Here is a 23,950-nt window from a genome sequence, read left to right as displayed (position 1 = left end):
TAACGTAGGGTGTTTTAAAAAAGTTATGCTTTGATCTTTTCAAGCCCCATTAGTTCCCTTCGCCTCCGCTCAGGGAAACTAATGAACGGCTAAACTCCGGTGGCTGGCTGAGCGTAGCCGAAGCAAGAGGACCTCTACATAGTCTTCCCTGATGCGGTAATAGATACTCATCTGCTTACTGAAGACACATTTTCAGGCCTTTATGTTTGTTGGATTCACGGGACACGTACTGGCCTTTGTCCAGCTGCTCCAATCCTTCATCGATGGCCTGCCCGTCTTCCGCGCTTAGCCCTTCCCAAAAATCTACTTCTTCCTCAATGCTCAAAAGTGATTTGACAGCATTCAGAACACGCGCATCATTGCTTTTGATGATTTCCGATATGATCCTGTATTTACCGCAATATCCAATGGAACAGGTCGGTATTGAGCGCGAGATAGATCAGTTTCCCGTATAGCTGGAATTCAAACCTTTCCCTAGATAGAATAATTTCTTTTGAATGGTATAACTCCCAACACCAAAAAAAGTCTTTTAAAACTTACTATTTGTAAAAAATACCCACAGGAACAGGTCTAGTTCCATTTGATAATATTATTCTATTTACGTGCCTCAAACTTACCGTTAAAGAACATCAGGTGATAAGCAATGGAATTATGCCAGTACTCAGCATTATGAACCCCTGGTCGGCTGATGAAATCGTGGGGAATGTTTCGATCCTCCAGTTTATCATGCAAACGCACATTGGCCTCATAGAAGAAATCATGCCGGCCACAGTCTATGATGATATCCAGTGTTTTTCCATCCAGTAGGTGTAGCATGTTGATCACGGTATTTTCCTCCCATGTCTCTTTGCATTCGGCATAAGATCCCAGCCTTTTGTCAATATCCCAGTTGAGCGGAAAAGGCCGGATATCCACTCCACCACTGATACTTCCCACGGCTCTCCAAACATCCTGATGGCGAAAGCCCAAGTAAAGCCCCCCATGACCACCCATGCTCAAGCCCGTGATGGCACGAAAGTCCGGGTTTCTCTTGGTGGCGTAATGTTGATCCACCCAATGGACCAGTTCCATTGCCACATAAGTCTCATATTGCATTTTAGGGTCTATAGGGCTATCGAAATACCAACTGGTGACTCCTGCATCGGGACAGACAATGATAAGGCCGTAGCGGTCCGCATATTGCTGTAAATCGGCTATCCTCGCCCAAGAGGTATAGTCGCCACCAGCTCCATGAAGTAAATAAACAGACGGATAGGATGCATCGCTTGAATAACCACTAGGCGTAATGATCAAATTTGGAACATCCTTGTCCATCGCATCACTATGGACTTGCACAGTATCCGTTTTAGCTAATGCAATCCATTGTAGTCCTATAAAAAGGGCTACGAAGCTATAAATTTTTCTCATGTTCGGGTAAATGCTCGAGGCCATTTATTCGCTTGATTTCTCAAACTTGCCAATGGCAAAATTCAATTTCACATAAAATGCACTGGGATCAAACGTTGGGGCATTGGAAATAATCAGGTCTTGCCGAAGGTCTGGGCTAAAATTTCTTCTGAGCTTGGTCACACTGGAATAGAGGTTTAACATATAGCCGACTTGCAGGCCCATCCTGGAATATACACCCACTTGTGTTGTCGGTTTGAGAAATGCCCCTAATAACTTATCCGCGTTCAAACTGATATTTAAACCAAGATTTCGTTGATAGAGAAAGCTGGTGTTCATATTTCCCATTAGGTTTTCATTGAAATCGGTATTCAGATCCTTGGCGATGAGATCCAGTGAAGTGGTGCCATAATAAATCCCCAATTTGGGATAAAATCTCCAGTCCTTAGTGATGCTATTTTTCCAGTGATACTGTAAACCAGCCGTTGCATGAACTGGTAGATAACGATAGTTTACATAGTCATTGCTAAATCTTTTCTTGTTCAGGTTAAAATCTGCTTCAGCAAAAAAACCTAATCGCGACATGGCTACGTAGGATATTCCACCTCCTAATGTAGCTGTTTGCTTATCGAACGTTTGGTATCCCTGACCGTTTAGGTAATTATTTAGCTCTGTGTACGGCTGATTTCTGTATCCGGCGGAAATGTAAAAATCTGTGAAATATATTTTTTCCTGGGATATGCTATCCTGTGCAAATAGGGCAGATTGGGAAAACAACACAAAGCTACATATCAGTATGACTATTTTCATAGTTATAGGATTTACACTATTACAGTTGAGCCAATGAATTAAGAAATTTTGCTCAGCTTCTATTCAAAGATTAAAGTTATCCATTTTTATCATGCAAAGATATCTTTTTAAGGGATTTGATGTCCTTTTTTCATTTAAATCCCTCCAAAGGTCCCTAAGCCAAGAACAAGGAAATTGCGTTGCTTTTTTATGTTTTCATTTTCATTAATGGAAAAGAACGGAAACACAATTTACTCAATTATGCTTGGCTACGTGCATGATTGCCGAGACTCATATTCATAAAAACAAAATTGGTAAATGGCTACAGAAAATTTATCTGATCAATGGCAAAATTTTAAGCAGGAAATTGGAGAGAGCAGAATGAACGGATTCTTCGGACTTATCAACTTTCCACACCTTATATATTTATATTATATTCTTTTTTAAATAAAAAACTATTACAGTTATTAAGGTGTGGATTTGTGGGTAAGTTTTTCATTTAATGTTACCCACACGTTAACCGGAGTTTATCCATATATAATGCGACTGTCATCCACATCTTATCAACTTGTAAGTAATTGGTAAATAGTACCTATACTGATTATCCATGTTTATGTGAATAAAGTGCCTCGTTCATTACTGTTCATTAATGGCTGTGTGTATAAATGTGGATAGAGGTTTATAATATGAGGGTTATCCATAGACCCCAAAAAAATATCCCAAACGACCAGGTGCATTTGGGATAAGTCTATATTTGTCCATAAGTTATAGACATTTATTAACACCATTTTTGTGAGTTATCTACATAGCTCCAGTGTCTTCAGGCTTTGTGGGGATCGTGTCATTTTGGCTATTATCGATGCTTACTTTGAGTATGCCTGAGGCTGGGCTGGGTAAGATGTTAATGTTTTGATTGGTCCATTTACCTCTAAGGAGTATGTAATAGGATTTGTTTTCGTTATCATAGTAGTAATAGACAGGTTCCGGTTGCCTGAGTTCAAGATAGTTTCCAGGATCCCATTGACCATTCCTATTACGGTCGATTACGGCTCTTACCATATACTCACCAGCTTTGATTTTTTTGAAGCTATATGCCTGATTTTCCTGTTGAAGGGCTGTTTCCCTCACGATTTCTCCATCCTTGGATAATAGTTGTACGATGATGGGCCATTCCTCTACCAATACTTTTCCAGTGACTTCGTCTGCTAAGTTCTCTGGATCTTGCTTGCTAAAGGTTGTTTTGATGGGCTTTTGGTTATGCTGGTCTTCTACATCGATAAATGTGGAATCTGAAGCATAGAACTGGAAGTTTGTCTTCGTCAGGGTATCTATCACAGGAATATCCATGAGAAGTGTATTGCGTAATGCACTGTCTTTGAAACTAACATATTCAGGTTTGATACGGATAAATGCAGCAGAGTCATATTGCACGAATAGAGAGTCGTAGACGATGTCCTTGATGGGTTTATTGAAGGAAATGGAAGTCTTGATATCGGAGATAAATTCCTTGTTTTTATCCATGATAGGGGTAAGATTTTCGGCCCTTCTTTCACTTGTCATAAAGGATGCGTAGAACGTAGTGTCCACTCCAAAACCCACAGAATCACGGAGACTCAATGAGATTTGGGTACTGTCGTCCCTTATTTTGGTATGGTAAAAACGAACGCTTTTTTCGTTGACTCTATAGAATAAGGACTTTCCTAGATCAGGGTGGGTAACGGTTAGTTTTGCTGGGTACTTGCTTAATACAACATCGAAGTTGCTTCCAAGGGCATTGGTTCTGTTGATTTTAAAATCCGATAGGTCGCCTTTGTATAGGTTAAAATAGCTTCCTGATACATCATCCATGATGGTGATGGTGTCACCAATGAATGCATAAGGCTCACTTTTGTCCTCTGCTTTGGAAGTGTTGTTGGCATCGTGCCATGCATAAGCCCGGTATTTCCCTCCTTTGATATTGGTGATTTCGAAATTTCCTGCAGAATCAGTTTGTGTTAGGTAATACGGTGGATCCGTAAATACGTCCATGGTATCATCCTCTATTCTGTATAGTCCGACGATGACATCTTCCATATCAGGCTTTTTCTGTGGAAAGATATAGGCCACTTTTCCAATAAACCTTAAGCTGTCTATCATGTTTCCTGTAGAGAATACGAGTTTGAGGTTTTCTGATGGATTGCTTTCAGAGATATCCTGGATGCTCTTTTGGAAGTTAAAAACGTAGGTGGTGCTATCTTCCAACTCTTGGCCTATTTTTATGCGAAGTTCATTTTTCAACGCGAGGAACTCCATTTTGCTTTTGTCCAGGCTTGGTGTGATGATGACGTTTCTCTGAGGATTTTCAGTCTTGATGTATTCATTAAATACCAAGGTTACATTCTCAGGTTTGATATTTAGGCTTTGATCTTTTGGATTGGAAGAAAGTAGTTTGGGTGGTTCCTCATCCTTCGGCCCACCCATGGGAGAGCTTTGCTTCGCACAGGCATAACATAATATCAGGCCTATTGCGGCTAGGAGAATTGGGGTATGATGGTTTCTATTGTTCATTTCTTCTTTAATATAAACAATATGCTTGAATAATTATTGTTATTTTTTTTAGCTAATCTGTTTGACTTATATCCTGTAAATAATGAATTAATAAGCTTTTTCTTATTATATTTTATACTGTTAGATAAAATTGATACATAATAGCTATCAAAGGGCATGGGTTCCTGTGCCACTATTTTTAGACCAAATTCAGTGGCCAATCGCTGCATGGTTTCTTTTGTGAAGTGATATAAATGCCTTGGCACATCTAGGGCTGCCCAGTCTTCTTTATATAGTGCTGCATCGAAGGAAGAATTATTAGGAACGGCCAGGAATAGCGTGCCGCGTTTTTTTAGTTTATTTAAGAGAAACCTCATGGTGCCTTCTAGGTCATGGATGTGTTCTAAGACGTGGAACAGGGTAATGGCATCGAATTTCTTTTCATTGTTCAGCGCTTGCAGTTTCGGATATAGTGTTAGGTTAAATTTGGATTTGGCAAGCGCAGCAGCCTCTTCACTTGGTTCATAACCTATGCACTCCCACCCTCTTGTTTGGGCAAAATGTAGAAAATGACCTGTGCCACATCCGTAATCCAATAGTCTATTTTGATTGGCGGTATATTTATTGATCCAATTTATCTTTTGCTGTAAGGTTATTTTTCTTACTTGCTTGTAAATAAAATTGACCAGGTTAGTGGACTTGTCCGTATGGGAGATATAGTCTTTTGATTCATAGTATTGACTGATACTGGATTCATCAGGTCTGGGATTGGTGAATAAAAAATGACAATTGCTGCATTTACAAATGCTAAATGATTCGTCGGAGACACTGTGGTCTTTCACCACCATATGATTAATAAAAAGTCCACCTTTGCAAAGTGGACATTTGGTTAATCTTTCGTACATGTTATCTTCCTAAATAAACTGTGAGAATGGACAGATCAGCTGGCGACACACCACTGATCCTTGATGCTTGTCCCAATGTTTCTGGTTTTATTTTATGCAATTTCTGTTTTCCTTCTGCAGACAGTGCTGGTATGGTGAGATAGTCAAAATGGCTTGGAATCCTAAAGTTTTCCATGCTGTTGAGTTTTTCTACCATTTGTTGTTCTTTTTCGATATAGCTGTTGTATTTAACTTGTATTTCAGCCTGATCGAGTACCTCCTGTGGGTATTTGGATAGATAATGATGAATATCAGGATCAAGTTCTTTGATAGCACTAAGTCCTAATTGCGGCCGTTTTAATAGTTTTTCTACTGTGATTTTTTCTTTGATGGTCGCCGTATCAATTTCTTCAAGCCCTTCATTGATGCTTTCTGGGCTAAGTTTCTTTTGTTTGAGGTCATTGATTAGTTTAGCGGTATCATTTTTCTTATCCAGCATTTTTTCCAAGCGTTTATCCGATGCCAGACCAATAGCGTGACCAAGTTCGGTCAGCCGCAAGTCTGCATTGTCTTGACGAAGAAGAAGTCTGAATTCAGCTCTGGAAGTAAACATACGGTATGGCTCTTCTGTACCTTTATTAATAAGATCATCGATGAGCACGCCAATGTAGGCGTCTGATCTTTTTAGCAAGAAAGGACTTTCTTCTTTTACTTTTCTAGCTGCATTTATGCCCGCTATGAGCCCTTGGCATCCTGCTTCCTCGTACCCTGTGGTTCCGTTGATCTGTCCTGCAAAGAACAGATTCTCCACTAATTGTGTTTCGAGTGTTAGTTTCAACTGTGTTGGAGGGAAGAAGTCGTATTCAATGGCATAGCCGGGCCGGAACATTTTACAATTCTCAAAACCAGCTATTTTTCTGATGGCCTTGTACTGCACATCTTCCGGGAGCGATGTAGAAAATCCATTGACATAGATTTCCACGGTATCCCATCCTTCTGGCTCCACGAAGATTTGGTGGCGATCCCTTTCTGCGAAACGGTTGATTTTATCTTCTATTGAAGGGCAATACCTTGGCCCTAACCCCTGAATTCTACCATTGAACATAGGTGATCGGTCAAAACCAGTTTCCAGGGTTTCATGGACTTCCTTATTGGTATAGGTTATCCAGCAAGTTCGTTGTTCTTTTAAGGGAGATGTTTCGCTGGAAAAGGAAAATTTTTCTGGATTTTCGTCACCATGCTGTACCTCCATTTTGGAATAATCTAAGGATCTCCCGTCCACTCGTGGCGGTGTCCCTGTCTTCATCCTCCCTGCTTCAAAACCGAGATCCACTAATTGTTCTGTAATGCCTTTGGCGGCGGCTTCTCCTGTTCGTCCTCCTCCAAACTGTTTTTCACCAATATGAATGAGACCATTTAGAAAAGTTCCGTTAGTAAGCACCACGGATTTTCCTTTGATTTCTAAGCCGATACCTGTTTTGACACCCACTACCCTTTTGTCTTCCACTACCAAGCCAGAGACCATTTCTTGCCAAAAATCTACGCCGGGTGTATGTTCTAGGGCTAATCGCCATTCCTCTGCAAAGCGCATACGGTCGTTTTGGGATCTTGGGGACCACATTGCCGGGCCTTTGGATTTATTGAGCATTCGGAATTGAATCATAGATTTATCGGAAATAATCCCCGTCATCCCCCCTAGCGCATCAATTTCGCGAACAATCTGTCCTTTAGCTACTCCTCCAATAGCTGGATTGCAAGACATTTGAGCAATAGTGTTCATGTTCATGGTGCATAGAAGCACAGAACATCCCATCTTGGCAGCGGCATGCGCTGCTTCACATCCTGCGTGACCTCCACCGACTACTATTACATCGTATTCTGGAAACATAGTTTTATATTGTATTATGAATGTTCCACGTGGAACACTGTGTTTTTGTATTTACCTGAAACGTTTCAATTCTATTTTACTGTTCCACGTGGAACAGTAGTTTGTTAGTTCTGATGTTTGTCTCATGTTTCACGTGGAACGTTTGAAAGTTTCTTGTTTTGATGAATTAGTGTTCCACGTGGAACACTATGCATTTTCTTTTAGTTCGAAGAAGTGTTTGATACCTTCATCTTCTTTTGATCTCATGAGTGATGCTTCTTCTTTTGTTTTATCTTTATAGCCACAAAGGTGAAGAAGTCCATGGCTGATTACGCGTATAGTTTCTTTATAGATGTCTTGTTTTTGTGTTTTGGCATTGTCAAATATACGTTCAATGCTTACGAAAATGTCCCCTTCGAGTATAGCTTCTTCCTCGGAATTGTCAAAGGTGATGATGTCTGTATAAGTGTCGTGGTTTAGATAATCTACGTTTATTTGGTAAAGGTATTCGTCTGTACAGAAAATATAGTTTAGATCTCTTATCTTGAACCCTTCCTTTTTGGCGATTTCCCTAAGCCATCGCTTGGTAAGATTCTTTTGGGGCAGACTATATTGGATGTCTTCTTGAAAGAAATTGATGGCCATGATTAATTCATGTAAAATGTAAGTATCGTTTTCTTACCGTCGTTCTCAAAATCTACTTCGTCACTTAGGTGCTTCATGATGAACACCCCTCTGCCTCCTGATTTTTCCAGGTTTTCTGGTGCAGTAGGATCCTTTAGATTGTCGTAATCAAAACCCTTTCCCTCGTCTTCAATGATGAATTTCAATTGGTTCTCAAGGAAATTCACTTCAAGGTTTACCGCTTTATTAGCGTCTCCCTGGTTGCCATGAACAATGGCATTGCTGACACATTCCGTTACTGAAATCATAATGTTGCCATAGATGTCGTCATTGATTTGGAATTTTTCCCTGGCATTATCAATGAAGCTTTCTACGATCTTTATATTCTCAATGAGAGATGGAATAGAAATTTTGATCGATTTCATTAAGTCTTATGGTTAATTGTCCTATAAATTTCCTTTTACTCAACTTCTACCAATATGGGACAATGATCAGAATGTATGGCATCTGGCATTATCCCCGCATGTTTTACTCTTTCTTTCATACCTGAACTGGTCATGTGATAATCTATCCGCCAGCCTTTGTTGTTTGCACGGGAATTAGCACGATAGCTCCACCATGAATATTGATGGGGAGATTGGTTATATAACCGGAAACTGTCGTCAAAGCCAGCGCCGGTAAACTTATCCATCCACGCCCTTTCTTCCGGCAAGAAGCCTGAAGTGTTTTTGTTGGCTATGGGGTTATGTATATCTATTGCCTTATGGCAAATATTGTAATCACCACTGAGGATTAAATTTGGTCTTGATTTGACCAGGTCTTGGGAATAACCATATACATCATCCAAGAAAGCATACTTGAAATCCTGCCTGATGCCACCAGTAGTTCCAGAAGGAAAATAAGCACTGATGAAGGAGAAATCTCCATAATCAGCCCTGATCATCCTACCTTCATCATCGTAAGTGGATACACCCATCCCATAGGTGATTTCTGTCGGTTTTACTTTGCTCAAAATGGCGACGCCGCTATATCCTTTCTTAACAGCGGGATACCAATAACAATGATAACCCAGGTCCTCAAATACGCTGACTTCAATCTGTTCTTCGGTGGCTTTTATTTCCTGTAAGCCAATGATGTCCGGTGATGTTTGAGATAGCCATTCGGCAAAACCCTTTCTCATGGCAGCGCGGATACCGTTGACATTATAGGATACGATATTCATAGATAATGGATTTATTTTCTTTTGGGGTTACCTTGTAAATTGTTTTAAATGGTAAACAAGTATATTTATTCTAAGTAAAATGTCTATTTAATGTCTATTTCAAATTCTTTTTCGAAATATTCTAAGACTTGGATTTTGAGCAATTTCTCTTGCTCCAGCAGATCAAAGTGAGGTAATTCCTTCACTAATTTCCAATGAGGCCATCCATCTTGGTCAATAAAATCCAGTTCATAGAAGCCAGCCAGGCTCAAGACTTTGCATACCGCAATGTGTATAAGGTCCTGTTTCTGTTCCTTACTGAAGTTTTTCATGCCTTTGCCGAGTTCCTGTACCCCGATGATAAATAGTATGCCGTTCAAATCAGCGGGTTTCTTGCCTATAAGGTCCTTCAGGCCGAGGAGTAGCTTACTCCAACGTTTCTCAAGATCAAGGTCTTTTTTAAACATCTTTATTAGCTTCGTTTTCGAGTTCCTCCCAATATTCAACGGCTTTTCGCAGGTGAGGGATGACAATTGTGCCTCCGATTAAGTTCGCAATGGAAAATACTTCAAAAATCTGCTCTTTGCTGATGCCAACTTCATGGCATTTGCCTAAGTGATAGCGTACACAGTCATCACAGCGTAGTACCATGGAACAGGCCAGCCCGATCATTTCTTTGGATTGGATATCCACAGCACCTTCTTTGAAAGCATTCGTGTCCAAATTAAAGATCCTTTTGAGGACTTTATTGTCCTCCCCTAGGATCTTATCGTTCATCTTCGCGCGGTATTCGTTGAATTCGTTGACTAAATTCATTAACTTATAGGGTAGTTTTTATCTAATTAACAAATATAACAGGTATTTTCCTGTCAATTAGAACTAACAACCCTTTTTCCTAATGCGTTTCACTTTTTTCAATGATTTTTTGGCCCTGGTGTTTCCGCAGACCTGCGCAATATGCCGATGTAGTCTGTTTGACTTTGAGGAGCTGATCTGTAGGCCATGCCTGGTGCAACTGCCCATGACTTCCCACCATAAGCGGGCTGAAGACAATGATTTGGCAAAAAAAGTGATGGGACTCAGTCAAGTGACACGGGTTATGGCCTTCCTCAGATTTGCTAAAAAAGGTGTTAGCCAAAAGCTGCTTCATCAGTTAAAATATCGAAATAGGCCTGAAATGGGCAGGTTTTTAGGAAAATTGTATGGTCAAGAATTGGTCAGAAATGGATATAAAGGCACATGGGATAGTGTATTGGCCATTCCCCTGCATCCTGCCAAGGAAAAGAGAAGGGGATATAACCAAAGTTTGATGTTTGCTGAGGGACTGTCTGATGCATTGGGTTTACCTGTCCAAGACCAACTGGTACGTACCAAATTTACAACTACCCAGACCAATAAATCCAGATGGGAGCGGATTGCTAACGTGGAGAACGTTTTTTCCTTGGTTTCAGATGTAGATGTAAGGAATAAAAAGTTACTTTTAGTAGATGATGTCATGACCACTGGGGCTACACTCGCTGCTGCAGCCAATGTTTTGCTGGCCACAGGAGCAACGCAAGTGGATTTGGCGGTTATTGCCGCAGGTAAATAGGGTGAGGATGCTTTTGCCGTTTGGGTTTTAGTTTTTTTCACCTGTGAAAGCAAGAACAGGTAAACGTTAAAGCCATATACTTATAGCCATACGCAAATTATAAATTTATATCATTTTATAAACCATGCTATTTTATCAATTCTCAGGTTATCTCTTACCAATAGTCATTGCAATTGATGTGTTATTGATTTTAATGTTGGTATATGCCATGGGATCAGGGCGTAAGTTTTTTCTACGCCTTGTATCCATATCGGCGATATTGATTTTTATTATCCTAGGAGTTTTTAAATGGGGATTTTCCCGACCTAGTCCTATTCCCTCTTCTCCCGTGGAAGTGAATCTGGAAAATCCCTTTGAGGAGCAAAAGAGCGTTTACTTATTGGATGGGAATGGCGATGTTTTTTGGAAGGATCATGTACCGGCACGTGCTGCCACAATACATACTTTGGAAAGTGAAGGTCCTCAGATGGATACCTTACAAATTGCAACCTACTTTGGTGGTGAGTGGTATATTAGCCATGTTGATCTTTCCCCTTTGGAGACCAAAAAAGTTGTTTTGAAGGAAGAACATTTTGAAAAAATGGATGTTTCAACGGCCGTGGGTAGCTACTATTGGACAGTATTGTTCTGGAACTACCTTTCCTATGCGCTTACAATGGTTTTTCTGTTGGTATTACTCCTAATGTTTTGGAGGGGAAAGATTTGAAGAAATGGAGAATCATGAAGTGTAGCAAATGTCTTCTTTAAATCTACTAGTAGATGGAGATTTTGTAGTTACCCTAGAAACTGGGGCCGTCTGGGGACAAGAAGAAAATAGTGGCGCTGTCTTATCCGTTCAGCAAGCCAGCGGATTGAGTTTTTTTAGGCCATCAAGTCATGCACCAGACAAGCTTGGTAACGGTAGCAGGAACGGATTCACTCCAAATGTGCCGTGGGCATATTACCAAAAGGTGGTTGGACGGCTGATGTACCTGCGGCACATATGGTTCCGCAGCACAGCTGTCGGCACAACAGGTGGCCTGTTTTTTTTGCCACGAAGGCTCGAAGTCACAAAGTAGATTTGTTGGTAAGTGTCTTGCAGCCAGCACCTTTGTTTCCCAAAAAAACTTAGTGGCTTGGTGCCTTTGTGGCTTACCCGTATCTTACTCTTTACCAAGCTGACCCACCTAACGGCGGGACAGATCAATTTACCACTTAATAGAAAAGAACGAACGCTCTATGCCGCCCGTACTTTAACAAGTGTTGAGTTAAAACACTGCTCATGGTTCCGCAGTACAGCTGCCGGAACAACAGGTGGCCTGTTTTTTTGCCACGAAGGCTCGAAGTCACAAAGTAGATTTGTTGGTTAGTGTCGTGGAGTCTGCTCCTTTGTTTCCCAAAAAAACTTAGTGGCTTGGTGCCTTTGTGGCTTACCCGTATCTTATTTGTTACCAAACTAGCGCAGCTAACGGCGGGGCAGACCAATTCGCGGTGATATACCGATTAATAGAAAAGAACTAACGCTCTATGCTGTCCGTACTTTGGCAAGTGTTGAGTTAGAAACCCACCGCTAGTGGTTCCGCAATACAGCTGCCGGAACAACAGGTGGCCTGTTTTTTTTGCCACGAAGGCTCGAAGTCACAAAGTGAATTGGTTGGTAAGTGTCGTGGAGTCTGCTCCTTTGTTTCCCAAAAAAACTTAGTGGCTTGGTGCCTTTGTGGCTTACCCGTATCTTATTTGTTACCAAACTAGCGCAGCTAACGGCGGGGCAGACCAATTCGCGGTGATATACCGATTAATAGAAAAGAACTAACGCTCTATGCTGTCCGTACTTTGGCAAGTGTTGAGTTAGAAACCCACCGCTAGTGGTTCCGCAGCACAGCTGTCGGCACAACAGAGGAGTTTTCCTGCGCGAGTGCTGGCCTTGATTTTAGGCAAACATCTAATCGCAGTGGGGTTTCCTCCACAGGCGGACAGGTTTGGATTACTTTTTCACCCAGAGCAAAAAAGTAATAAAGGTGATGAGGTGAAAGCCACGCTGGAATTTGGCAAACAATGTAAAAAGTTACTCACAGTAAATCATATAGAACCAATATTATCCTCCATTTTAATTTTACTAAATCGATTAAATGAATAAATTGGAGTGGTATTATTACGTTATAAATTATCATTGTCAATAACCAGCCCAAAATGAAAAACCTGATTTTAGCATGTTTTAGCCTTTTTTTGTGGTCTTGCGCTAGAGGTTATTCCCAGGAAATAGCTATGGCCAAACCCCATATTATTATCATTTATACGGATGACATGGGCATTGGCGATCTATCGTGCTATAACAGTGGCTGGGTGACCACGCCAAATATCGATGAACTCGCGGCCAACGGCTTGAAATTTAACCAGTATTATTCCGCAGCACCGGTTTGCTCACCATCTCGAGTCGGCATTACCACGGGGATGTTCCCTACCGAATGGGGGATCAATACCTTCTTGCACAGCCGAAAGGGTAATGCCAATTGCGAACAGTTCGATTACTTGGATCCTGCTGCCCCATCCATGGCCAGTGTGCTGAAGACCGTTGGCTACAAAACCAGTCATATCGGAAAATGGCACATGGGTGGTGGCCGTGATGTAACGGATGCTCCACAGATTACCGAATACGGATTTGATGAATACACCACTACTTATGAAGGTCCTGATCCTGATAAGCTGATCACTGCTTCCAACTGGATATGGAGTGAGCAGGACAGCATCGAGCGCTGGGAAAGGACAGGATATTTTGTGGACAAGACCTTGGATTTTCTAGCAAGAAATAAAGAACAGCCATGTTTTGTGAATTTCTGGCCAGACGATATGCATGATCCCTGGATTCCCAATGAGGAATTTTATGATAAGCGAGACTCATGGCCGAGCAAGCCCAATTTCATTCCCGTGCTCAAGGAATATGATCGACAGATCGGCAGGCTGATGGCCGGACTGGAGGAAATGGGAATCGCCAAAAATACCCTGGTCATCTTTACCAGTGACAATGGTGCCTACCCCACCTACGAACATATCCGCACCAACAGCCAGCGCGGTTCCAAAAACAGCTTGTATGAAGGAGGAATCCGGATGCCCTTTATCGTCAGTTGGCCGGCAGTTATCAAAAAAAACCAGACGGATAGCGAAACGATCATTGGGGCGGTGGATCTGCTGCCTAGCCTAGCCTCCATTACAGGAGCTGAATTGCCCGAAGGGGTGGCCTGGTCTGGTGAAGACATGAGCAATGCCCTTCTGGGCAAGAAGACACAAATTAGGAATGGTAATCTATACTGGGATTTTGGGAGAAATGGACACTTTAATCATCCACGGCAGTCGTATCACCAGAGCCCCCATTTGGCCATTCGCCACCAAAATTGGAAATTATTGGTCAATTCAGATAGTACCCAATTGGAGCTCTACGATCTGGAAAAGGATTTCACTGAAACCACCAACCTAGCAGATCAGCAACCGGAATTGGCAGAAAAGCTGAGCCACGAAGTGATCCAGTGGTATTGGGAAAAGCGGAAAGTAAGGGAAAACTAGGAAAATATCAGCAGAAGTATTGGATAAGGATGGTTTTGCATTGGTGGGCTGTACGGTCTCGCCCGGTTTTGATTGTTAGGATTTTGAGTTGGCAGACCAGAAACACTTAATGGATGATGTTCCTGATCATGCTGAGTGGTTTGCTCGGTTTACGAGATGATATGATTGCTATTTGATACTCAATGTTGGTAATAAAAGCTTTTATGCCTTGGGTTCTAAACTATTTCAATGAATACAATTGGTTTAAAATCAGTTATTTAATATATTGATAGCTGTTGTAATTTTAAATTTAATCTAAAATATAGATGAGAAAGCCAGTTGTTTTTTTGATCACCCTTTTGGCTATAAGTATGAATTCATGTAGTGATAAAAATACTGGAGAAGGACTGAACCATAGCAAAAACGATATTTTAGAAGTTAGTTTCTCTGATAAAACTAATCTTGGAGAGTTAGATCGGACAGCATTGGTTGGGAAATGGGAGCACACTGGAAATCCTTTTGAAGAAGGTGATCCTAACAAAAGAATAAAGTCATTTGAACTTAAGCCCAATTCTTCTGCAAAAGTATGTTATTTGGATAAGGAAGTAGTTGGGAAATGGCATTGGAAAGAAGTTGATCTAAGCGAAGGCTCAAGTGAGTTTAAAATGTATAATGCTGGACTTATACTGGAATTTTTTAGAAATGATAAGAGTAAAATCTTTTTTGGTTTGAAATTGGACTCTATCAAAGTGGGAGTTCCCTTGACATTAGAGAAGGGCAAATTCAAAAAGTTATAGTAACACACTTATCATATTTATTCGTAAATTCATGATATCACGTTGAGCTGGGTTTCCACCCCAGCACGGAATAATGCTGAGTCTCTTACTCAAATAGCCAAAAAAATACCAAGAGGACTTGCTCAAAAAAATCATGACTCCAATATCCACAACCCAATTTAAAATTGAAGGACAGGAATTTGTGTTACTGAGAAAAGGTTTTCCCTATAAAAGAATTGTTTTAGCGGAGATTAGAAAAGTAGAATTTACCAAGGGCTCTAAAGTCAGAAATCCACTATTGCTTGCTCTTTTCGGAATAGTAATACTCAGTATGGCCATATATTCAGTCATTACTGTGTTGGAAATAGTTCAAGGTTTTATAAGTAGTTATGATTCTTGGAAAAATAGCGGCTCGATTATGCGCCTATTGTTTATTTGGTTGATTATGTTTGGCCTATTGGGATTTATAGGGATATTTTCTTTATATGAGGCTCTTTGGCCAGTAACGATTTTAAAGGTTAATGCTGGAAAGAAAAGATATGTTTTTGAATTAAGTGATTCGGATCAAAATGGTTCACAAGAAAAGCTTATCAAGGTTTTTAGGGATAATATGGCATTTGAACGGGTAGTTGTTGATAATCAATTAATTAGTTGTATAGAATAGATGAAAAGAGTGCTTTGATATAATAAATATTTTATCTTCAATGTACTCTAGGCAATAAGCTTCATGTTATGCTGGGTCTTCGCCCAAGCACTGAACCCACATGAAGTCACAAGCTCAAATAGCCAAAAAAGTAGCTCAATACTCACGACTTAATACAAAAACTAACATGTGTAACTACATTTGGTACGCCAGCTATGGATCTAACCTTTTGGAGGAAAGGTTTCTTTGTTATATCAGGGGAGGCAAACCCTTGGGCGCCACCAAGACCTATCAGGGTTGTGTGGATAAGTCGCTTCCAACGGCAAAAAAAGGACTTGAAATACCCTATAGGATATATTTTGCCAAGCTTGCAAAAATATGGAGTGGCGGTGGCGTAGCATTTATCCACAAAGAAATGTCTGCTTCTGAAGTGACTTTGGCCTGCATGTACCGGATCTCAAAAGAACAGTTTTATGATGTAATCATGCAGGAAAATGGGCTTACACAACGTCCTGAAATTGAGTTGGATAAGGTCATCGCTCAGGGAAGTGTAATATTGGGAAAGGCAGGTTGGTATGATCAGTTACTGTACCTGGGCAAACAAAATGGTGAACCCATTTTTACTTTTACTGCTAAGGAATTGTTCCAGCCTTATGTGGCTCCGCATGAATCGTACCTTGGGACCATTATCAGGGGAATAAAAGAGACACATGCATTGACGGACGAAGAAATTTTTGACTACTTGGCAGTAAAAGAAGGTATTAAGAACGTTCCACTCCGAGCGGATCTGAAGAAATTGATTAGTTCTAAAAAGTAACCAAACAGCATTAAATTTTGATTGTTCGATGAATATTTCTCTCGAAAACCAACGCATTCTCGTCACTGGAGCTTCACGTGGAATAGGCCGCGCTATTGCTGAGCAGCTTTCTGCCTCCGGGGCAGAAGTGTTGATTCATTACCATAAAAACCCAGCCGCCGCTAAGGAATTGCAGAGGCAATTACCCAATCCGACATATATCGTTTCGTGTGATCTGGGTGATTTGGAGCAGGTGAAGGGTTGGATTCCACGGTTAGTGGATAAATATGGGAAAATCGATGCACTCATCAATAACGCCGGTGTTGCACTATCAGTGCCCGATGATGCTCCTACAGAAGAATGGACAGCCACTTGGCTCCATACGATGACAGTAAATGTCAATGCCTTGGCCATTATCACCAAGGAATTTGTCCAGCATGCCCGCCTCAATATAAACGGAAGAGTGGTCAATATCAGTTCCCGTGCAGCTTTTCGAGGTGATACACCCGAATATTTGGCCTATGCCTCCTCCAAATCAGCCTTGGTGGGATTTACCAGATCTGTGGCAAGATATTATGGTAAAGAGGGCATTCGGGCCTTTATCATTGCCCCTGGATTTGTCCGGACGGATATGGCGAAGGATTTTATGGATCAATATGGCGAGGACTTCGCCCTAAAAGACATTGCACTAGAACGCCTTACGGAGCCAAAGGATATTGCACCGATGGTATGTTTGCTGGTATCTGGCCTTGCAGACCATGCGACCGGCGGCACGATTGATATGAATGCGGGTTCTTATGTTCATTAGTGGGGAGTATTGAGATGTGAGTATCAAGTAATGAGACTTAAGACATGAGCATAACGTCCCCTAAAGTATCAGGACAGGCTATTGCGAACGCAGAGCAACGGAGTGAAGCAATTTCCTTATCTTTAGACGGGACTGCCTCGTTCCCGATAGCCTCCGGGACAAGCTGTTCCTCTCTGACTGGCACCAGACAAGCTTGCCTGGAGCAGACAATTCGCCATGCTTGGTCACAGTTCTCATTATAGCAAAAATGAGCAAAAGTCAGGACGAGTTTGAAAGGAATTGATTTAAAATTCCATTTAAGGAAAGACCAGTTATTACAATGTTTAACAATGAAATTTAATAATTAATCCGGTCAACTATAATCAGGGAAGTACATCCTCACCGCCGCCGCAGGTAGTTTAGGTGGGGCAGATCGGAGCACAGAGAAACTGCAATGGAAAGAATCAAGTCTTCAGTTCATATTTGAACTTTTGCAATACAATAATTGAAAAATGAATAATCAGGATTTTAGAAAGCATGCCCATCAATTGGTGGATTGGATGGTTGATTACATGGAGCAAAAAGAAAATTATCCAGTAACTCCTGATATTAATCCAGGTGAGATTTATGATAAACTACCCAACGAGGCACCAGAGGAGCCGGCAACGTTTGATCAGATTTTTACCGATTTTGAAAAAGTGATTATGCCTGGTATGACCCACTGGCAACATCCCCTGTTCTTCGGTTATTTTCCGGCCAATAATTCGGCACCATCTATCATGGCAGAAATGCTTATGTCCACATTAGGTGCCCAGTGCATGTCGTGGCTGACGTCTCCAGCTGCCACGGAGCTGGAAGAAAAAGTCGTCAATTGGCTCCGAGATGCCAAAGGGCTGGATTCTGCATGGAAAGGTGTGATCCAAGATACTGCTTCCACTGCCACGCTATGCGCGGTTTTAGCTGCAAGGGAGCGAGCAAGCCGGTTTTCTATCAATGAGAAAGGCTTTATTGGACATGAAAAATTTCGTGTGTACAGTTCTGAGCATGCCCACTCGTCTGTGGATAAAGCGATGCGAATAGCTGGGCTAGGACTTCAGAATTTGATAAAAATTTCCGTGGATAAAAATTTTGCAATGCTGCCCAACGCACTAGAGGAGGCTATAAAAATAGATGTAAAAAATGGATTTACACCGATATGTGTTGTTTCTGCGTTGGGAACGACTAGTTCGGCGGCCATAGATCCTATTGGAGAAATCGGAAAAATTGCTAGTCGATTTGGAATGTGGCATCACATCGATGCGGCCTATGCCGGTACTGCTCTCCTACTTCCGGAATTTCGCTGGATGATACAGGGTCATGAATTAGCCGACAGCTATGTCTTCAATCCACATAAGTGGATGTTTACTAATTTCGATTGCTCTGTGCTCTTTGTGAAAAATGCCGATGATCTCGTCAACACGTTTTCCATGACTCCTGAATACCTCAAAACGGATCAGGATGATCATGTGCATAACTATCGTGATTGGGGGATTCAATTGGGGCGAAGGTTTCGGGCATTGAAACTTTGGTGGGTTATCAGGACTTTTGGTTTGCAAGGAATCAGACAGAAGCTCAGAGGACATTTGGAGCTTACGGAATTGGCAAAAAAATGGGTTGAAAATGAAGAAAATGTAATACTGGAAACACCTACTATTTTGAATGTCATTTGTTTCCGATTTGTGGAAAAGTCGCTATCCACAAAAGAGAATAATGCCATTAATCAAGCTTGGATGCAACGTGCGAACCAGTCTGGCAAAGTGTTTTTTACCCACACCATCCTTAATGAAAAGTACGTGATTCGTTGGGTAATTGGCCAGACGGATGTGAAATTTGAGCACATTGAATTGGCTTGGAAAATACTCCAGCAAGAATTAGCCGCTGTAAAAGAGCAGTTTTTCCAATAAGCTTTTGAAGCTGACCAATGCTGTGGATAACTTGTTTAAAACCTTGTTAAATAATTAAAAACAGACATCATATTAAAGTTACTTTATCCAGTATACTTTTAATATATTGCTAATCAGTTTAATAAGATAGTATGTGTATTCGCAATATTGCACGTAACCAAATTCAATACTGCTTTTGCTATATTGATCTTTCCTGCTTTTTATTCAGGTATTGGACTGAGTTTTAAAGAGCATTCATGATTCCATTGATGAAAAAGTCTAGGCCATGGAGCATTCTTCAAATTGAGTGATTTGGTATTCCGATTACAATTTCGTTTGGCTTAATTTGATTTTGTGCCAGTTGCCGTGGGCTAAAAATGAGAGGATCTCGTTTGTCCACTGCGCCAGCTAACTCATTTTCAGGCCGGAGCAGTTTTCTTAAATTAAATTGGGTAACGTATTGTCCTCCCTGGAAAACGTGTCCTTCCCAAATTAAAGTCCTCACCACCGGACTGGATTTTCCGTCCTTTTCATCAATGGAAATGCTTAGCATTCATGAAGACCTATTGAAAGCAATTTTACCCCTGAATAAAAGGAAGGAAACACAATTTATTCAATTATGCTTGGCTACCTCTTTGATTGCCGGGACTCATATAAGAGAATATGGAACTGGCTAGGAGGTGAAAAAAGTTTTTATTTAAAATGAGTCTAAATAAAAAGAAAAAGTCCTATATTTGCACAAGTTTTTGATCGCTAAAAACAATTTAGCAAATGACTATTCAGCAATTAGAATATGTGCTGGCAGTGGATAAACACCGTCACTTTGGACAAGCCGCCGAAGCTTGTTTTGTCACCCAACCCACTCTAAGTGCCCAAATACATAAGTTGGAAAGGGAATTGGACGTGGTGATCTTTGACCGCTCCAAGATGCCGGTGATTCCGACGGAAATAGGCCAACAACTGATAGAGCAAGCTAAGCGGGTGGTTTCTGAAAGCAAGGGTATTTACGAGATGATATCCCAGCTGAAGGGAAATATCAGCGGCGTGATCAAGTTGGGGATTATTCCAACTTTGGCACCTTACCTTTTGCATCTTTTTATCCGCAATTTTCTGGAGAAGTATCCCAATGTGCAGCTACAGGTGGAGGAATTAATTACTGAGGAAATTATTAAACGTTTGCGGAATGATGAGTTGGATTTGGGTATTGTAGTTACCCCTTTGCAAGAGCAAGGTATAGTGGAAAAACCGATGTTTTATGAAAAGTTTTATGCTTATCTCTCCAAAGACCATCGATTACTGAAAAAGGAAGCCATAGAAGTCAAAGATCTCATGGTAGATGATTTTTGGGTGTTGCAGCAGGGACATTGTTTTCGCGACCAAGTCCTGAGTATCTGTGACCAGACTAAGTTTCAGCGGATGAATTTTCATTATGAAAGTGGGTCACTGGAAGGGCTAAAAAATATGGTGAATCGTTATAAAGGCGTGACACTGCTTCCAGAACTGGCTACGTTTGACTTAAGCGAAGATGAAAAAGCTCGGATTAGGCCTTTTGCGGGAGAGCAACCTACACGTGAAGTGAGCATTGTCCTGACCAGAAGTTTTCTGAAAAAGCGATTGGTAGAATTGCTATACAATGAGGTGACTAGCGCCATTCCCGAAGACATGACGTCCAAGGCGCATGGCAAGGTGGTAAAGTTTAAATAATGCCCAAACAGAAAAATATCCCAGTTTTGCTCAGGATATTTTTCTGTTCTTTTTGAATGGCATGTTGTTATTAGTAATAAAGTAAGTTAAGATCGTCAGGAACGATATTCGGTGATTGATAGTTTTGGCCCCTTCGAATATGCTTGGATGCCAATAATAACCTTAAACCTTCTAGCTTTTCCACAGCCGCACCTCCAAACTAGCCTTGATTTTTCATGGCATGATCCACCGCCCTTGCTGCAAAAACCATATAAGTCAGCGAAGGGTTTTGGGTGCCGGTAGATGTCATGCAAGCTCCGTCTGTGACATAGACATTTTGGCAAGCATGGAGTTGATGGTGCTTATTGACCAGGGATGTTTTGGGATCATGGCCCATACGGACGCCACCCATTTCGTGGATATCCAATCCTGGCCGTCGTTCGTCGTCCCAAGTACGGATATTTTTAAATCCTGCTGCATCAAACATCTCTGCCAATTGGTCGCGGTAATCCTGGATCATGTCAAGATCGTTTTGGTCATAGTCCACATTGACCTTAAGCTGGGGCATTCCCCATTCGTCTTTCTTGTCCGTGTCTAGAGCAACATAATTGCTTTCCTTGGGGATGGTTTCGCCCATCATATGGGAACCGATTCTCCAAGGGCCGTAGGATGGGCTCATCATATTTTTTACTAAATCAGCTCCTGTACCGCTGTAATTTACATCCTTGGACCGGCTGCCATGGATGCCTGCTGCATATCCTCTCAGGAATTTGGTTTCTTGTTTATCCACATTCCTGAATCGCGGCATATAACCGCTGGTAGGCCTTTTCCCTTCTGTGGTAAACTCTTTTAAGCCGTCATATTCTCCTGAAACACCACCACGATAATTGTGGAATGCTACATATTTTCCCATCAGTCCATTGTCATTGCCCAGACCATTTGGGAAGCGCTTAGAAGTAGAATTCAACAAAATCAAATTGGTGTTTAGTGCACTGGCATTGACGAAAATAATCGGTGCCAAATATTCTGTTACTTCTTTAGTATTCGAATCGATCACTCTCACACCCGTTGCTTTTTGCTGTGCGTCGTCATAAATAATGGAATGCACGACGGCGTTATTTTTTAGCGTCAGGTTTCCCGTGCGCTGCGCCCAGGGAAGTGATGCGGAGTTGGAACTGAAATAGCCACCAAATGGGCATCCGCGCTGGCATATGGTGCGGTGTTGGCATATTCCCCTCCCTTGTTTGGCATAATATTCCGCATTCCCTGTGATATGTGCACAGCGGCCACTGATGACGTTTCGGCCTGGGTATTTTTGTTCCACGATGGATTTAAAGTACTCTTCAGCGGCTGTAAGCTCAATTCCCGGCAAAAATTCCCCATCTGGAAGGTGCGGAATGCCATCATGAAATCCTGCTACGCCTACAAACTTTTCCACATAGCTGTACCATGGTGCCAATTCCTTATACCGGATCGGCCAATCTACAGCAAAGCCATCCCGTGCCGGTCCCTCAAAGTCATGATCACTCCAGCGCTGGACCTGCCTTGCCCAAAGCAGGGATTTTCCTCCTGTCTGATAGCCCCTGATCCAGTCAAAGGGTTTTTCCTGGATATATGGATGCTCCTTATCTTTTACGAAAAAGTGTGCAGCATCTTCTCGGAAGGCATAGCAGCGGCTGACCACCGGATTTTCCCGCTGGATGTCTTCAGGCATCTGCCCACGATGCTCAAATTCCCAGGGCATCATATTGGTAGTGGGATAATCTTTGTTGTGGATAACACTCCTTCCACGTTCTAGCACCAAGGTCTTGACGCCTTTGTCACACAGTTCTTTGGCAGCAAAGCCACCACTCATCCCAGAGCCAATGACAATGGCCCCATATGTGTTTTCTTGTTTGTTTTTTATATTTAGATTAGCCATTAATGTTCACTTTTTCTCCTGGTACGATTTCTTTTTTTCCATTAAATTCCGGCCCTGGTACCAATTGAAAGGGCATGAGTGCTGTCATCACATATTCGGAATTCAAATAGCCCTGGATGGTGTATTTCTTGGTGGTTTGCAAGAAATACTGGCTGGCTAATTCGCCATTCGATGTCGGTTTGCCTTCCAAAATGGCATTGACGTTTTTTTCTGCTTCGGCATTGTCCATTTTGGTAAACCGTGTACCAAATGTTTTTTTGGTATAATCATCAAATCCTTTCAGGCCACTGAGGAATTGCTTTTGTTCCTCAGCGCTCATGCAGTCATTGGCCATGACCAGTACAAAATCATGAACGCCAAGCTCTGTGGCGCCTTTTAGGTCTGTTTTTGGAATAATGGTATCTACCAGTTTTTGAAGCAGTTTCTGCTGACTTTCAGTGATCTGCAGCTCATCATAAGCCGCCAGCACTTTTTCCTCACTGAAATCACAGGAAGGAATCAAAGCAAGGCCACCCGCCGCGAGGGCAAGTTGTTTTAAGGCTAATCGTCTGTTCATAGGCTTGTCATTAGGGGTATTTTGGGTTTGGTTAGATTTAGGCGAAAAGATAAAACGGTTTAGCCAATTTTTCAATGAATTAGTGATTTAATCCATCGGTAGCTAGGTTTTTTGACACCCTATGGTTGACTATTTGAATTCAAAAAGAGACCTTACAATATCACTGAATCTTAACCTAAATCTTCTCAAAAGTATAAGAATAAAAATGTCAGTGCAATTCGTCCCGCTGTGGCGGATCAGCGCTATCTGAACTGGTATAAAGGCAGGTATGCTCATTCCCTTGTTATCTTCCCTTTTTAATTTCTCCTGAGCCAAATGTAAAGTGCCAGCAATATTGAGTTAAAAATTTAATTCCGACAGCTGTGCTGCGGAACAACACGGTCAATTAGAGTATTAGACAATATTTGGAGATAATCAAATGGGAACATGGGCTATAGTAGGAACAAATTCTCTTTGTGCCTTGGAGCCTTTGTGGCACAAAA

General features: G+C 41.5%; 22 protein-coding genes. 9 read left to right on the top strand and 13 right to left on the bottom strand.

Annotated elements, in window-relative coordinates:
- Window positions 1–175: 175 nt before the first annotated feature.
- The 11 genes from FKX85_RS21620 to FKX85_RS05070 form a co-directional block, all read right to left on the bottom strand.
- Complete coding sequence (locus FKX85_RS21620) at window positions 176–325, bottom strand: hypothetical protein (RefSeq protein WP_229239775.1); 150 nt, start codon at window positions 323–325, stop codon at window positions 176–178.
- 269 nt (window positions 326–594) lie between these two features.
- Window positions 595–1,407, bottom strand: a complete 813-nt coding sequence (locus FKX85_RS05115; RefSeq protein WP_141613701.1) for an alpha/beta hydrolase — start codon at window positions 1,405–1,407, stop codon at window positions 595–597.
- Window positions 1,408–1,431: 24 nt separating this feature from the next.
- On the bottom strand, window positions 1,432–2,196 hold the full coding sequence (locus tag FKX85_RS05110) for a hypothetical protein (protein ID WP_141613700.1): 765 nt from the start codon (window positions 2,194–2,196) through the stop codon (window positions 1,432–1,434).
- A gap of 780 nt (window positions 2,197–2,976) precedes the next feature.
- On the bottom strand, window positions 2,977–4,722 hold the full coding sequence (locus FKX85_RS05105) for an Ig-like domain-containing domain (protein WP_141613699.1): 1,746 nt from the start codon (window positions 4,720–4,722) through the stop codon (window positions 2,977–2,979).
- Entirely contained in the window at window positions 4,719–5,549 is an 831-nt protein-coding gene (locus tag FKX85_RS05100) for a class I SAM-dependent methyltransferase (RefSeq protein WP_317130678.1), read from the bottom strand. The genes FKX85_RS05105 and FKX85_RS05100 overlap by 4 nt, the downstream gene beginning before the upstream one ends.
- Window positions 5,550–5,607: 58 nt before the next feature.
- A complete protein-coding gene (gene mnmG, locus FKX85_RS05095; RefSeq protein WP_141613697.1) occupies window positions 5,608–7,473 on the bottom strand; it encodes a tRNA uridine-5-carboxymethylaminomethyl(34) synthesis enzyme MnmG in 1,866 nt (621 codons plus the stop codon).
- 186 nt (window positions 7,474–7,659) lie between these two features.
- The gene (gene ybeY, locus FKX85_RS05090) at window positions 7,660–8,097 is read right to left on the bottom strand and encodes an rRNA maturation RNase YbeY (RefSeq protein ID WP_141613696.1); all 438 of its coding nucleotides are present in this window, start codon (window positions 8,095–8,097) and stop codon (window positions 7,660–7,662) included.
- Between the two features lie 2 nt (window positions 8,098–8,099).
- A complete protein-coding gene (locus FKX85_RS05085) occupies window positions 8,100–8,501 on the bottom strand; it encodes an ATP-binding protein (RefSeq protein ID WP_141613695.1) in 402 nt (133 codons plus the stop codon).
- A gap of 35 nt (window positions 8,502–8,536) precedes the next feature.
- Entirely contained in the window at window positions 8,537–9,298 is a 762-nt protein-coding gene (locus FKX85_RS05080; RefSeq protein ID WP_141613694.1) for an exodeoxyribonuclease III, read from the bottom strand.
- 83 nt (window positions 9,299–9,381) lie between these two features.
- The gene (locus FKX85_RS05075; RefSeq protein ID WP_141613693.1) at window positions 9,382–9,744 is read right to left on the bottom strand and encodes a hypothetical protein; all 363 of its coding nucleotides are present in this window, start codon (window positions 9,742–9,744) and stop codon (window positions 9,382–9,384) included.
- Window positions 9,737–10,093 carry a carboxymuconolactone decarboxylase family protein gene (locus FKX85_RS05070; protein WP_141613692.1) on the bottom strand — a complete coding sequence of 119 codons (357 nt, stop codon included), beginning with the start codon at window positions 10,091–10,093 and terminating at the stop codon, window positions 9,737–9,739. Before FKX85_RS05070 ends, FKX85_RS05075 begins: the two co-directional genes overlap by 8 nt.
- 82 nt (window positions 10,094–10,175) lie before the next feature.
- Between FKX85_RS05070 and FKX85_RS05065 the strand changes: the two genes are divergently transcribed.
- From FKX85_RS05065 to FKX85_RS05020, 9 genes are all read left to right on the top strand, one after another.
- Window positions 10,176–10,868, top strand: a complete 693-nt coding sequence (locus FKX85_RS05065) for a ComF family protein (RefSeq protein ID WP_141613691.1) — start codon at window positions 10,176–10,178, stop codon at window positions 10,866–10,868.
- Window positions 10,869–10,992: 124 nt separating this feature from the next.
- The gene (locus tag FKX85_RS05060; protein WP_141613690.1) at window positions 10,993–11,574 is read left to right on the top strand and encodes a hypothetical protein; all 582 of its coding nucleotides are present in this window, start codon (window positions 10,993–10,995) and stop codon (window positions 11,572–11,574) included.
- A gap of 1,463 nt (window positions 11,575–13,037) precedes the next feature.
- A complete protein-coding gene (locus tag FKX85_RS05055) occupies window positions 13,038–14,405 on the top strand; it encodes a sulfatase family protein (RefSeq protein WP_141613689.1) in 1,368 nt (455 codons plus the stop codon).
- Between the two features lie 305 nt (window positions 14,406–14,710).
- The gene (locus FKX85_RS05045) at window positions 14,711–15,181 is read left to right on the top strand and encodes a hypothetical protein (RefSeq protein WP_141613688.1); all 471 of its coding nucleotides are present in this window, start codon (window positions 14,711–14,713) and stop codon (window positions 15,179–15,181) included.
- Window positions 15,182–15,314: 133 nt separating this feature from the next.
- Complete coding sequence (locus FKX85_RS05040; RefSeq protein WP_141613687.1) at window positions 15,315–15,824, top strand: hypothetical protein; 510 nt, start codon at window positions 15,315–15,317, stop codon at window positions 15,822–15,824.
- 166 nt (window positions 15,825–15,990) lie between these two features.
- Window positions 15,991–16,620, top strand: a complete 630-nt coding sequence (locus FKX85_RS05035; RefSeq protein WP_141613686.1) for a hypothetical protein — start codon at window positions 15,991–15,993, stop codon at window positions 16,618–16,620.
- 28 nt (window positions 16,621–16,648) lie between these two features.
- Window positions 16,649–17,407 carry an SDR family NAD(P)-dependent oxidoreductase gene (locus FKX85_RS05030; protein ID WP_141613685.1) on the top strand — a complete coding sequence of 253 codons (759 nt, stop codon included), beginning with the start codon at window positions 16,649–16,651 and terminating at the stop codon, window positions 17,405–17,407.
- 491 nt (window positions 17,408–17,898) lie between these two features.
- On the top strand, window positions 17,899–19,329 hold the full coding sequence (locus FKX85_RS05025; RefSeq protein ID WP_141613684.1) for a pyridoxal phosphate-dependent decarboxylase family protein: 1,431 nt from the start codon (window positions 17,899–17,901) through the stop codon (window positions 19,327–19,329).
- 750 nt (window positions 19,330–20,079) lie between these two features.
- A complete protein-coding gene (locus FKX85_RS05020) occupies window positions 20,080–21,012 on the top strand; it encodes a hydrogen peroxide-inducible genes activator (protein WP_141613683.1) in 933 nt (310 codons plus the stop codon).
- A gap of 199 nt (window positions 21,013–21,211) precedes the next feature.
- Here FKX85_RS05020 and FKX85_RS05015 read toward each other — a convergent pair whose 3' ends face one another.
- A complete protein-coding gene (locus FKX85_RS05015; RefSeq protein ID WP_141613682.1) occupies window positions 21,212–22,912 on the bottom strand; it encodes a GMC oxidoreductase in 1,701 nt (566 codons plus the stop codon).
- A complete protein-coding gene (locus tag FKX85_RS05010; protein WP_141613681.1) occupies window positions 22,905–23,468 on the bottom strand; it encodes a gluconate 2-dehydrogenase subunit 3 family protein in 564 nt (187 codons plus the stop codon). Before FKX85_RS05010 ends, FKX85_RS05015 begins: the two co-directional genes overlap by 8 nt.
- Window positions 23,469–23,950: the final 482 nt, after the last annotated feature.

The organism is Echinicola soli, assembly GCF_006575665.1.
Taxonomy (GTDB): domain Bacteria; phylum Bacteroidota; class Bacteroidia; order Cytophagales; family Cyclobacteriaceae; genus Echinicola; species Echinicola soli.
This window is presented reverse-complemented; position numbering and strand designations above follow the sequence as displayed.